Annotated in this window: 13 protein-coding genes; 8 read left to right on the forward strand and 5 right to left on the reverse strand. The window is 66.0% G+C overall.

Translation table 11 applies throughout. The features are described 5' to 3' along the window. Positions 1 to 64 precede the first annotated feature (64 nt). Positions 65 to 1,009, forward strand: a complete 945-nt coding sequence (gene mmsB / locus AX702_RS05980) for a 3-hydroxyisobutyrate dehydrogenase (RefSeq protein ID WP_082746010.1) — start codon at positions 65 to 67, stop codon at positions 1,007 to 1,009. After that, positions 1,006 to 1,464 carry a GreA/GreB family elongation factor gene (locus tag AX702_RS05985; protein WP_066777443.1) on the forward strand — a complete coding sequence of 153 codons (459 nt, stop codon included), beginning with the start codon at positions 1,006 to 1,008 and terminating at the stop codon, positions 1,462 to 1,464. Before mmsB ends, AX702_RS05985 begins: the two co-directional genes overlap by 4 nt. On the opposite strand, the gene AX702_RS05990 is transcribed toward AX702_RS05985, so the two are convergent. Both AX702_RS05990 and AX702_RS05995 read right to left on the reverse strand, forming a co-directional pair. After that, on the reverse strand, positions 1,451 to 2,395 hold the full coding sequence (locus tag AX702_RS05990; RefSeq protein ID WP_066777446.1) for a cation transporter: 945 nt from the start codon (positions 2,393 to 2,395) through the stop codon (positions 1,451 to 1,453). The two genes, AX702_RS05985 and AX702_RS05990, sit on opposite strands and share 14 nt — an antisense overlap. Further along, a complete protein-coding gene (locus tag AX702_RS05995) occupies positions 2,392 to 2,829 on the reverse strand; it encodes a hypothetical protein (RefSeq protein WP_082746006.1) in 438 nt (145 codons plus the stop codon). The genes AX702_RS05990 and AX702_RS05995 overlap by 4 nt, the downstream gene beginning before the upstream one ends. 99 nt (positions 2,830 to 2,928) lie before the next feature. Here AX702_RS05995 and AX702_RS06000 point away from each other — a divergent pair, with 99 nt between their 5' ends. Further along, complete coding sequence (locus AX702_RS06000; protein WP_066777451.1) at positions 2,929 to 3,378, forward strand: DUF3597 domain-containing protein; 450 nt, start codon at positions 2,929 to 2,931, stop codon at positions 3,376 to 3,378. Positions 3,379 to 3,464: 86 nt separating this feature from the next. Next, positions 3,465 to 4,493: an alanine racemase gene (gene alr / locus AX702_RS06005; protein ID WP_066777453.1), complete on the forward strand. Its 1,029-nt coding sequence runs from the start codon at positions 3,465 to 3,467 to the stop codon at positions 4,491 to 4,493. Here the strand turns inward: alr and AX702_RS06010 are convergent, their stop codons facing one another. Continuing rightward, a complete protein-coding gene (locus AX702_RS06010) occupies positions 4,494 to 5,240 on the reverse strand; it encodes an alpha/beta hydrolase (RefSeq protein ID WP_331710380.1) in 747 nt (248 codons plus the stop codon). It lies immediately after the preceding gene. A 318-nt stretch (positions 5,241 to 5,558) separates the two neighbouring features. On the opposite strand from AX702_RS06010, the gene phaR reads away from it, so the two are divergent. Continuing rightward, positions 5,559 to 6,101, forward strand: a complete 543-nt coding sequence (phaR, locus tag AX702_RS06015) for a polyhydroxyalkanoate synthesis repressor PhaR (RefSeq protein ID WP_066777457.1) — start codon at positions 5,559 to 5,561, stop codon at positions 6,099 to 6,101. A gap of 63 nt (positions 6,102 to 6,164) precedes the next feature. Here phaR and map read toward each other — a convergent pair whose 3' ends face one another. After that, positions 6,165 to 6,944, reverse strand: coding sequence for a type I methionyl aminopeptidase (gene map, locus AX702_RS06020; RefSeq protein WP_066777460.1), 780 nt, complete (start codon positions 6,942 to 6,944; stop codon positions 6,165 to 6,167). Positions 6,945 to 6,957: 13 nt separating this feature from the next. Then, positions 6,958 to 7,767 (reverse strand): class I SAM-dependent methyltransferase, encoded by an 810-nt coding sequence (locus tag AX702_RS06025; protein WP_066777463.1) that lies wholly within the window; start codon positions 7,765 to 7,767, stop codon positions 6,958 to 6,960. Between the two features lie 50 nt (positions 7,768 to 7,817). Between AX702_RS06025 and AX702_RS06030 the strand changes: the two genes are divergently transcribed. From AX702_RS06030 to AX702_RS06040, 3 genes are all read left to right on the forward strand, one after another. Then, the gene (locus AX702_RS06030; RefSeq protein WP_066777466.1) at positions 7,818 to 8,009 is read left to right on the forward strand and encodes a hypothetical protein; all 192 of its coding nucleotides are present in this window, start codon (positions 7,818 to 7,820) and stop codon (positions 8,007 to 8,009) included. Between the two features lie 98 nt (positions 8,010 to 8,107). Further along, positions 8,108 to 8,725, forward strand: coding sequence for a CatB-related O-acetyltransferase (locus AX702_RS24195; protein ID WP_269450376.1), 618 nt, complete (start codon positions 8,108 to 8,110; stop codon positions 8,723 to 8,725). Then, positions 8,722 to 9,597: a glycosyltransferase gene (locus AX702_RS06040; protein ID WP_231731746.1), complete on the forward strand. Its 876-nt coding sequence runs from the start codon at positions 8,722 to 8,724 to the stop codon at positions 9,595 to 9,597. The genes AX702_RS24195 and AX702_RS06040 overlap by 4 nt, the downstream gene beginning before the upstream one ends. The last annotated feature ends 121 nt before the right edge of the window (positions 9,598 to 9,718 follow it).

The raw sequence follows: 9,718 nt of genomic DNA on the forward strand, positions 1-9,718 counted from the left end.
GGTCCGGCACGAACCGCGCGAGCCTGTGGCTCGCTCCACCCCTTTCCCAACCTTCGCTAGGCGGCTGCGCCGCCAAGCTGCGATATCCCTCTCCCCTGTCCAGGGGCGAGGGCGGGAGATTGAAATGGCACGCGTCGCATTCATCGGTCTGGGCAATATGGGCGGGGGCATGGCGGCGAACCTCGCCAAGGCGGGGCATGACGTGCGCGCCTTTGACCTCAGCCCCGAGGCGCTCGAACGCGCGAAAAAGGCTGGATGCCTGCCAGTGGCCAGCGCCGCCGAGGCGGTGGATGGCGCCGAGGCGATCGTGACCATGCTGCCCGCCGGCGCGCATGTCGCTTCGACCTATGCAGAGGCGGTCTTCCCCAATGCGGCGCCGTCGGCGATCCTGATCGACTGTTCCACCATCGACGTCGCCACCGCGCGGCAACTGGCGCAGGATGCGGCCGCCAAGGGGCTGGAGGCGGTCGACGCGCCAGTTTCCGGCGGGATTGCGGCGGCAAACAGCGGGGCACTGACCTTCATGGTCGGCGGCACCGAAACAGGGTTCGCGCTGGCGCAGCCGTATCTCGACGCCATGGGCAAGGCGGTGATCCATGCCGGCACCAGCGGCGCGGGGCAGGCGGTGAAGATGTGCAACAACCTGATCCTCGGTGCGACGATGATCGCGACCTGCGAAGGGCTCGCGCTGGCGGAGAAGCTCGGTCTCGACCTCCAGGTGTTCTACGATATTGCCAGCAAGGCTACCGCGCAGAGCTGGTCGCTCAACACCTATTGTCCCGTTCCCGGTGTCGGCCCGGAAAGCCCGGCCGACCGCGATTATGAAGGCGGTTTCGCGACGGCATTGATGTTGAAGGACCTGCGACTGGCCATGGCGGCCGCGCATGAGGCCGGTGCGGATATCCCGATGGCGACCCGCGCCACCGAATTATACGATGCCTTCAACGATGCCGGCCATGGCGCCACCGACTTTTCCGGCATCATCAAGCGGTTTCAGGGCACGGCATGAGCGTCGCGTTTCGCCGTGACAGCGACGAGGAGCATCTCGAGCCCCGCTTCGAGTTGCCGCTGCCGTCCGGACCCAATCTGGTCACCCAGCGCGGGCTCGCCCTCATCGCAGAGCGGATCGCCGCGCTCGAGGCCGAGCAGGCGCATGCCGAGGAGCCGCGCGGCGAGGAGATCGCACGAGAGCTGCGCTACTGGAACACGCGCCGGATCACCGCCATTCTGGCGCCACCGCCGCCGGCAGACGAAGTGGCGTTCGGCTCGCGCGTCCGCTTTCGCCTGAACGGTGCGGAACGGGAAATCGCCATCGTCGGCGATGATGAGGCCGATCCGGCCCGCGGACTGATCGCCTTTTCGGCGCCGCTGCCGCGCGCGATGATGGGCGCAGCGGAAGGCGAGTTGGTGGCGTTCAACGGCCGCGCCGACGCGATCGAAATCCTCGGCGTCACGTCGATCTGAAAAGGCGCTGGTGTCGATCGGCCTCCAGCGGCCGCTCCCTGAACGTCACCTGCGCCAGCCGCCACGCGCTCTCCCGGCCGCAAGGCCAAAGCTCCTCGCGCGAGGGCAGGGGGCTGGGCGGCGCGACGCCGTGTACCTCGACATGGATCAGGCGTCCGGCCTCTCGCATCAGGATCGCAGCACCAGGGAAACGGCGATCGAGCGCGGCGTGGAGGGCGGTCGCTTCTGCCGAGACCTCGGGCTTCTTCAGCGCGCGCGGCGCCCCGTCGATCAGCTCCGCGGCGGCGGATCGCATCGCCTTCCAGCCATCGTTGATGATGTCCAGAGAGATCAGTCCCGCCGCCACGGCATCCGCCCACCACCAGCCGAGCCCAAGGCCAATCACTCCGGCGATCCCGGCCGCGCCGGTAAGCCAGTTGGCCTTGTTCATCATCGCATTGGTGTACAGCAGCTTGTCGTTCAGCGTTCGCGCCAGCGGCAGCAGCTTCACGCCGATCACCACCGGCGGGATCAGGGCGTAGAATTGCGCGGCCAGCATCAGCCAGCCAAGCCAGACGTCACGCCCGAACAGGCTGATCGAGCCCACCGTTGCATGCTCACCGGCGAACAGCGTCATCCCGGCGTTGATCAGCAGCAAGGCCCCCACCGCCGCCAGGGCCACGGCAGCGACGAAGAACCCCAGGCCGTTCGCGCGCGCAAAGCCGAAGGGAAAGCGTGCGCTCCTGGGCCGTTGCTCCAGTCGCGCGGCCACTAGGAACGCGATCGGGGGCACGAAGCCCAGCATGTCCTCGATCCAGGCCGTCTTCATCGTCTGGCTCTGCCCAAGCACTAGTCCCATCACGATGACGACCGTGGTGAACCAGCCGAGCTGATACCAGCTGAGCCGCTTGGCCCGGCGTAGCGCCTCCGCAGGCGTGCCGGCGGCGCTCAAGGTTGCTCCCCGGAGACACGCCGGCTCGCGCCCTCGACCTGCATGATCCAGCGGTTCTCGCCGTTCTTCATCAGCGCGCGCCATTCCACGCGTTCCTTGCCCTCTCCGATGTGGGTCAGCGCTGGCCCCGGTGCGACCAGCGTCTTCCACGGTGATCTTTTCGCCATGGGTGCGATGATCAGGTCCAGTCGGCCCGCGTCCAGATCGACGATCAGCGGCTCCAGCGCGCCCTGGCGTACGATTGGGCGTGCTGCATTTTGTTGCGCCAATGCTGCAACCAGCCTCTGCGCCTCCGGCGCCAGTTTCGGATCGGTGATCCCGATCCTCAAAGTGCGGCTTTGCTGAATACGCTCGCTGCTATGTTCGGGATCGCGCGGCAACGCATCACACGCGCCGAGTATAAGGAGCAGAAGGCCGGCGATCCGTATGGTCATTTCGGGGGCTAAACGTCTCCACCCATTCCGCCGTTCCAAGGGCACAAAGCGGGTGATCTCGCGTTCTGCCGACCATCAGCCATAAACGGAGACATAGGCGTGAGCATCTTCGGCGCGATCAAAAAAGCCATCTTCGGCGACAAGGGCCCGCTAGGTGGCCAGTTCTCCGGCAAGTCCGCCCCCCAGGCGGCGCCTGCTCCCACCGCGACGCCAAAGGCGCCGCCGCCATCGGCACCCGCGGGACAGCCGGCACCCACGACGCCTGCGCAGGCGGCACCGGCAGCAGCACCGGTCGACGTGGAAAAGGTCTTGGCTGATCTTGCCGCGAAGAAGGGCGGTCCGGCCCTGAACTGGCGTACGTCGATCGTGGACCTGATGAAGCTGCTGGATATCGAGTCCAGCCTGTCCAATCGAAAGGAGCTCGCCACCGAGCTCGGCTATACCGGCGAGAAGGACGGCTCGGCGGAAATGAACATCTGGCTGCACAAGGCGGTGATGCGCGAGCTGGAAAAGAACGGCGGTATCGTTCCCGCCGGCCTGAAGGACTAGGCCGCCGCGCTGCCTCCCGCCGCCGGTGTCGGGTGGCGGGAGGGCAATGGTAGCTTCCGCATGCGGTCGCCGCTATCCGGCTGCGGATGGATGCACCCAATCGATTGCGGCTGGACGGGGCCGCCCTCGTCGAGAACTGGCGGGCACTCGCCCGGATGAGCGGCGCGGCCGCTTGCGGCGCCGCTGTGAAGGCGGATGGTTATGGCCTTGGCGCGGCAGAAGTCGTCGCCCGGCTTGAGCAGGCGGGATGTCGCGATTTCTTCGTCGCCACCTGGGCAGAAGCTGCCGCACTCGCCCGGAAAGATCTCTCGATCTCGGTTTTGCATGGCCTCCGCGCTGCCGATCTGCCGGTCGCGGGCCAGCTTCCCGCCCGCCCCGTGCTGAACACGGTCGCTCAGGTACAGCGCTGGCGCGAGAGCGGCGCAGGACCGTGCGACATCATGGTGGATACCGGGATGAACCGGCTCGGCGTCTCGCCGGATGACATCGCCACCGGTCTGCTGGACGGGCTGCCCGTCGAAACGCTGATGAGCCATTTGGCGTCGGCGGAAGAGCAGGACGCGCCGATCAACCACCATCAGCGGGCCGCGCTTGACGCCATTGCCGTCCGCTCCGGCGCACGCCGGATCAGCTTGGCGAACTCCGCGGGGATCGCCCTCGGCAGCGACTATGCGTTCGATCTCACGCGCCCCGGAGTCGCGCTCTACGGCGGCGTGCCCTCCGCCGGATTGGCCGGCGTGATCCGCCCGGTGGTCACGATCGAGGCAGAAGTGCTGCAACGCCGCGCGGTGCCGACCGGTGGACGCGTCGGCTACAATCTTACCTGGACCGCGGAGCGGGACAGCATCGTTGCCGTCGTGAATCTTGGCTATGCCGATGGCTATCGACGCGCCTTTTCGGGCCGGGGGCTTGCCTATGTGGGGGAAACGGCCGTTCCCGTCATCGGCCGCGTCTCCATGGATCTCACCGCGATGGACGTGACCGGTCTGGACGTTGGGGAAGGCGACTGGATCGCCTTCGATTCGGATCTGCCACATGCGTCGGCAGCGTCCGGCGTGTCGCAATACGAGCTGCTGACCGGTCTGGGCCGCCGTTTCGACCGGATCTGGGTCTGATCAGGGTATGGCCGCCAGCCAATCGCGCAGCGGTTCCCACAGCTGTTCCTTTGCGCGGCTTCCGACGACCATCCCGACATGGCCAGCACCCAGATCGCGGCGATCGGGAAGGCCGATCGCCGTCGCAGCCGGGACGATCCGATCGCCCAGGGAGACGAACTCGACCGCCGGGCAGGTCAGATCAGCCGGATCGATCAGCCTCCCCGCCACGCGCCACGCGCGCGTGCCAGGCGCATCGGCCAGCAGAAGCTGCTCGAACAATTCTGCACCCGCGGCATAGGTCAGGGGCGCGCCGCTGTTCGCCCAATCCTCCATGGCGATGAACATGGCTGCAGCCTCCGGAGCCATGGTGGCGAAGCTTTCGAACTTCGCGACCGTTCGGGCGGGGTCCAGCCGCCAGAAGCCGGTTTGCAGCACTTCCATCGGCACCAAACCGAGTTGCTCGCATCCCGTGCGGGCCGCTTCCCAGAGTGAGCCGATGTCGTCCCGCGCTTCGCCATAGCCCCGGAAGTGCCAAGGCGCGGCGATCGCCGCCACGCCGGCGCAATCGCCGGCGATCGCGGCAGCGATGCTCATCGTTCCGCCCAGGCAATAGCCGACCAGCACCGGCGGTTCGTCGAACTGTTGCATCGCCGGGATCAGCACGCGCTCGATGTGACCGTTGATGCTCAGGTCGCCGTCTCCGGGCGTCGGCTCTCCCCAGTCGAGCAACCACGCATGAAAGCCCTGCTCGGCGATCCACCGCATCAGCGATCGGCCAGGCATCAGGTCAAGGATGAACGGCGGGTTGATCAGCGATGGGATGAACAGCACGGGCCGTCCCCGGCCACCATAGTCGCGCAGCCGCGCGTGGCCCAGGCGACGTACCGCTTTTGCCATACGCCGTTTGGTCCGCGGCGCTTCCTGATAGCGGCGCAATCCCGCCAGGGCCGTGACCATTCTGGATGGCGATGCTGCAGTTTCGTTGCGCAGCATGTTCAGGAACAGGGGGAGTGGCCTTGGGCCGTGTTGCGGTGCCATAACAGATGCTGTAGCGCAGTAAGACGTCATGAGCGGGGCATCGCGATGAAAAAACAGCACAGCGGAGAGGGCGCGATCATCATCAAGAAATACGCCAATCGCCGTCTCTACAATACCGAAAGTTCGTCATACATCACCCTCGAACATCTCGCCGCGATGACTCGCGAGGGGCGGGAGTTCAAGGTTGTCGATGCCAAGACCGACGAAGACATCACGCATAATATCCTTACGCAGATCATCATGGAAGAGGAGGGGCGGGGGGAACAACCTATGCTGCCGGTCAACTTCCTGCGGCAATTGATCGCAATGTATGGTGATTCGATGCAGGCGATGGTGCCTGGCTATCTGGAAGCGTCGATGGACAGCTTCCGTCGCAATCAGGCGCAGTTTAAATCTGCGGTCGAAGGGGCCTTCGCCGGTTCGCCCTTCGCGGAGATGGCGAAGCGCAACATGGCCATGTTCGAAGCGGCCACCAGCGCCTTCAAGCCGGCAACGCCGCCGCCCGCCGCCAGCAAGGACGATGAGATCGCGGCGCTGAAGGCGGAACTGGCCAGTCTGCAGGACAAGGTGAACAAGCTCGCCGGCTGAACGTCCGGGTTTTCGAAGAGCGCGCCGGATCTTGCCCGCGCGCGCCTTCGATCCTCGCCGGGATCAGGCGTGGGCGGCGGCCAGCGGACGCTCGTCGCCGCGCAGGGTCAACACCTCCACCCCGTCGCTCGTCACGGCCACCGTATGTTCGAACTGGGCCGAAAGCTTCCGGTCGTTCGTCACCACCGTCCAGCCATCATCCTCGGTTGAAACCTTGCCGCTTCCCTGATTGATCATCGGCTCGATGGTAAAGGTCATGCCCTCGCGCAGCACCGTTCCCGTGCCCGGCCGCCCAAAGTTCAGCACCTGCGGGTCTTCGTGCATCTCGCGGCCGATGCCATGGCCGCAGAACTCCCGCACGACGGAATAGCCGTTCTTCTTGGCATGGCGCTCAATGGCGGCGCCGATATCGCCCAGCCGTGCGCCCGGCCGAACCTGCCGAATGCCCTTCCACATCGCTTCTTGCGCCACGCGGACCAGCCGGCGCGCGGCGGGCGGCGGGTTGCCCACCAGATAGGTCTTGCTGGAATCGGCAATGAAGCCGTTCTTCTCCAGCGTGATGTCCAGATTGATGATGTCCCCGTCGCGGATGATCTCGTCCGCATCGGGGACGCCATGGCACACCACATGGTTGATCGAGCAGTTCAGGACATAGGCAAAGCCATATTGCCCCTTGCTGGCCGGCCGCGCGCCCAGATCCATGGTGATGAACCGCTCGACCAGGTCGTTGACGGCAAGCGTCGACATTCCCGCGAGCTGCTGCCCGTCGAGCATCTCGAACACGGACGCCAGCAACCTGCCGGATTCGCGCATCAGGGCGAGTTCTTCGGTTGTCTTCACCATGGCCTTCAGCCTCTTACTTCGCCTTTACGAACTTCAGCGTGAAGCGGTCGCTTTCGCCGATTGCTGCATATTTGCTGCGGTCCACGTCCTTCAGGCGGAAGGTCGGCGGCAGCGTCCACACGCCCTCAGGATGATCGTGGGTGTCCTTGGCATTGGCGTTCACTTCGCTTTCGCCCGCCAGCTTGAACCCGGCCGCCTCCGCCAGTCGCACCACCGTTGACCGTTTGATGTAGCCGCTCTTCTTCTCGAGCGCCGTGTCCATCGCTTCCGGCAGGCGATGATCCACCACGCCCAGCGTGCCGCCGGGCTTCAGCATTGCATGAAAGGCGGCGAAGGCGCGTCCGGCAACCGCCGGATCGTCGTTCATCAGCAGATTGTGGACATTGCGAAACGTCAGCACCACGTCCGCGCTGCCGGCCGGAACCGTGCTCGTCCCGCTCGCCCCGTCGATGGTCGCCACGGTGGTCGTGCCGAACCATGCCTGCTTGTCCGCCAGCATCTTTTCCGTGCCGGCCACGCCGCGCGCATTCACCAGCGCGACATAGCGTCCTTTGCCCTTCACCAGCGGCGCGAGAATTTCGGTGTACCAGCCGCCGCCCGGGCTGAACTCCACCACGGTGTCCGTCGGCTTCACACCGAAAAACGCCAGCGTTTCTGCGGGATGACGAAAATCGTCGCGCTGGCGGTTGACGTCGCTGCGCTGAGCGCTCTGCACCGCGGTCCTGATTTCGGGAGAAGCCTGCACCTGCTGGTGCGATTCATGCTGGGCGGTCGCTGCCGTCGCGGTCGCGAGCAACAAGGTCGCAATGCCGATCGTGCGCATTATCTCTCTCCCTCGAACAGGTTCATGGCGTCGGGTTTGGAGGCAGAAGAATGGCAACGCAAGCGGTGCTGCTCGGGGCGGCAGCATCCTGCGGGGTGGCCGCAGCGGGAGCGGCCTGGCGCGACAGCCGGCGCACCCGGCGGCACGATCCCGACGCCGTCGGGTTGATCGATTGGCGAACCGTCCAGTTGGCCGCGATCGCGGCGGCGTTGATCCTCGGCGCGCTCGCCATCCGGGCGTGAAACTGGCTCCGTTTCGAATGCTTTAGCCGACCCACTCTGGCCGCTTCAGCTATTGTTGGCGGCAGGAAAGGCAGGCGGGGGCGGCGATGTTGGGGCTGGTGTCACGGGCCATCGAACGTGCGCGGATCTGGCGCTGGCAGCGGGATCCGTTCGGAAGCCTTGCGCTGCGACAATGGTTTCGGGATCGCCACCGCATTGACGTCGGTCTCTACAGCTATGGCTGCTTTGACCAGTGGCGCATGCCGGGGCCGCTGATCGTCGGCCGATATTGCTCCATCGCCAAAACGGCGCGATCCGCGCCGATCAATCATCCGGTGGAGGCGATCACCACCCATCCGGCCCTGTACGAACGCAAGTTCGGGGTGGTGGATGCCGACATCCATTATGATGATCCGCAGGTCATCGAGGATGATGTCTGGATCGGGCACCACGCCATCATCCTTCCGGGGTGTCGCCGGATCGGGCGCGGAAGCATTATCGGTGCCGGGGCGATCGTGACCCGTGACGTGCCGCGCTACGCCGTGGTGGCCGGCAATCCCGCGCGAGTCCTGCGCGAACGCTTTCCCCGCGACGTGCAGGCCGCCCTTGAACAAAGCCGCTGGTGGGAACTCGACCTCGCCGGCCTTCGCGCGCTCGTTCGGGACAATCCCGCGCTCGCCTTTCACCCCACCACTGGACTGCTGCGCCAATGGCGCGGCCTTGCCGCGGCGGCATGACGATCATGGTCGACGTCAGCATCATCATTCCGCACTTCAGCGATCTTGCCGGGTTGGATCGCTGCCTCGCGGCCCTCGCGGCGCAGACGGTGCCGGGCAGCCGGTACGAGATCGTGGTGGGCGACAATCTCAGCCCCTGCGGCGGCGCCATGGTGCGTAGCGCGATTGCTGGGCGGGCACGGCTGGTGTTCGCCACCGACAAGGGCGCCGGCCCAGCGCGCAATGCGGCGGCGGCCGTCGCACGCGGGCGCATCCTTGCCTTCACGGACGCGGATTGCGTGCCCGACCCGGGCTGGCTGGCCGCGGGCCTTGCCCGTCTTGACGATCATGACGTGGTTGGGGGCGCGATGACCCTCCTCTTCACGCCGGGCACGAAGTCCGGCGCGGAGGCCTATGAGGCGGTCTTCGCCTTTAACAATCGCCGCTATGTGGAACGGGAGGGGTTTTCCGTCACGGCGAACCTCTTCTGCCGGCGCGACGTGTATCTCGCAACCGGGCCGTTCCGCGTGGGCATGTCCGAAGATCGCGATTGGTGCCTGCGTGCACGCGCCCTCGGCTATCGTCTCGGCTATGCTCAGGATGCGGTGGTCGCGCACCCGGCGCGGACTGACTGGCGCTCCTTGCTGGTGAAATGGCGGCGCCTCAATGCGGAACTGCACGCCAATATGATGATGAGTCCCGCAGGCCGTCTTCGCTGGTTGGCAGCGACGGCGGCGATGCCGCTCTCCATCCTGGTTCACCTGCCACGGATCATCGCCAGCCCCGCGCTCGCCAATGCCCGTGAGCGCCGCCGTGGTGCGGCAACGCTGGCCCGCCTTCGTCTTTGGCGCTTTGCCGACGGGCTGCTGCGTTTGGTGGGGGCGAACGCTTGACCAGCCTTGCGGTGTGCATCGTCTCGTTCCGCGATCCCGCGCTGATCGCCCATTGCCTCGATGCCGTGGCCCAATCCACCTTTGAAGCCTTTGAGGTCGTCATCTGCGAAAACGGCGGGCC

Source organism: Sphingomonas sp. CCH5-D11, from assembly GCF_001557395.1.
Taxonomy (GTDB): Bacteria; Pseudomonadota; Alphaproteobacteria; order Sphingomonadales; family Sphingomonadaceae; genus Sphingomonas.

What these genes read in the sequence shown, in the direction of transcription:
- AX702_RS05985 (WP_066777443.1), top strand. Translation starts at nt 1,006, where the DNA reads ATGAGCGTCGCGTTTCGCCGTGACAGCGACGAGGAGCATCTCGAGCCC.
- AX702_RS05995 (WP_082746006.1), bottom strand. Translation starts at nt 2,829, where the DNA reads ATGACCATACGGATCGCCGGCCTTCTGCTCCTTATACTCGGCGCGTGT.
- alr (WP_066777453.1), top strand. Translation starts at nt 3,465, where the DNA reads ATGGATGCACCCAATCGATTGCGGCTGGACGGGGCCGCCCTCGTCGAG.
- AX702_RS06010 (WP_331710380.1), bottom strand. Translation starts at nt 5,240, where the DNA reads ATGCGGTGGATCGCCGAGCAGGGCTTTCATGCGTGGTTGCTCGACTGG.
- phaR (WP_066777457.1), top strand. Translation starts at nt 5,559, where the DNA reads ATGAAAAAACAGCACAGCGGAGAGGGCGCGATCATCATCAAGAAATAC.
- map (WP_066777460.1), bottom strand. Translation starts at nt 6,944, where the DNA reads ATGGTGAAGACAACCGAAGAACTCGCCCTGATGCGCGAATCCGGCAGG.
- AX702_RS06025 (WP_066777463.1), bottom strand. Translation starts at nt 7,767, where the DNA reads ATGCGCACGATCGGCATTGCGACCTTGTTGCTCGCGACCGCGACGGCA.
- AX702_RS06030 (WP_066777466.1), top strand. Translation starts at nt 7,818, where the DNA reads ATGGCAACGCAAGCGGTGCTGCTCGGGGCGGCAGCATCCTGCGGGGTG.
- AX702_RS06040 (WP_231731746.1), top strand. Translation starts at nt 8,722, where the DNA reads ATGACGATCATGGTCGACGTCAGCATCATCATTCCGCACTTCAGCGAT.